This is a genomic window from Rhodococcus sp. R1101, assembly GCF_000278445.1.
GTDB classification, from domain to species: domain Bacteria; phylum Actinomycetota; class Actinomycetes; order Mycobacteriales; family Mycobacteriaceae; genus Rhodococcus; species Rhodococcus gordoniae.
The window spans coordinates 1-1136 of sequence record NZ_AJVB01000764.1 but is presented as its reverse complement, the minus strand read 5'-3'; the positions used below and the strand labels follow the sequence as shown (position 1 = coordinate 1136).

1 protein-coding gene and 1 pseudogene are annotated in these 1136 nt (G+C 71.0%); one reads left to right on the top strand and one right to left on the bottom strand.

What is annotated here, in order from left to right:
* Positions 1 to 829, top strand: an 829-nt coding sequence (locus R1101_RS0124000; protein ID WP_016935695.1) for an L-lactate permease, incomplete at its 5' end; no start/stop codon positions are given.
* A 111-nt stretch (positions 830 to 940) separates the two neighbouring features.
* Here R1101_RS0124000 and R1101_RS0123995 read toward each other — a convergent pair.
* Positions 941 to 1136: pseudogene (locus R1101_RS0123995) on the bottom strand (MarR family transcriptional regulator); the annotation flags it as partial.

Genomic DNA, 1136 nt, shown 5'->3' with positions numbered 1-1136 from the left:
GGCGGGTCTGCTCGTGCTGCTGGTCGCGGTGAAGGTGCACCCCACCCAGCGTCGGGCCCGCCGGGCCGCGCCCGAACGGATCCACGATTCGCGCCGCCGCGTCGTCGAGGCCTTCGCGCCCTACGCGCTGATCGTGATCGTCTTCCTCGTCAGCCGGTTCGGGCCGGTCGCGTCGCTGCTGTCGAACGCGAGCCTGTCGTTCCCGTGGCCCGGTGTGGACGTGACCACCGCCGACGGGGACGTTCCCACCGCGGAGACCTTCACCATCGATCTGCTCACCGCTCCGGGCAGTCTCGTCTTCGTCGCCGCGCTGCTGTCGATGCCGGTGCTGAAGGTCGCGGTGCCGGATGCGGCGCGCTGTTTCGTCGCCGCGGTCGTGCAGTTGCGGTGGTCGTTCGCGACGGTCACGGCGGTTCTCGCCTTGGCGTACGTGATGAACCTGTCCGGGCAGACCGCCACGATCGGTGGATTCCTCGCCGGCGCCGGAGCGGCCTTCGCGCTGTTGTCGCCGGTCCTCGGCTGGCTCGGTGTGGTGGTCACCGGATCGAACACCGCCTCGAACGCGATGTTCGGCAGCCTGCAGGTCGCCGCGGCCCAGCAATCGGGTCTCGACCCGACCGTGCTGGTCGCGGGGAACATGGCCGGCGGCACCACCGGTACCCCGATCGCGTTGCAGAACCTCGCCCTGGTGTCGTCGGTGAAGGGACTGTCCGGCAAGGACGGGCTCCTCATGCGCCGGATCTGGCCGCTGAGCATCGCCGGGGTCGCGGTGCTCGCTGTCCTCGTGTGGCTGCAGTCCACCTCGGTGCTGGGCTGGATGGTGCCCTGACCCTGCCGGGGCCGCTTCTCGAGAACCCGAAGCGGGTGGGGAAGCCGTGGGATCCGCCGCGGGCGCCGACTACAGCTGTCACAGCCTCGCGATCACGGCCGTCGGGGTCCGTCAGAGCGATCCGGCCTTCAGCGCCGCCGCGTTGACGCGGACGAGCGTGGCGTGCAGGTCCTGGAGTTCGTCGACTCCGACACCGAGGGCGTCGACGACCTGTCCCGGTACCGACTCGGCCTCGGCGCGCAGGGCTCGCCCGGCATCGGTGAGCTCGAGGACGAGTTGCCGTTCGTCGGCCACGCTGCGCCGACGG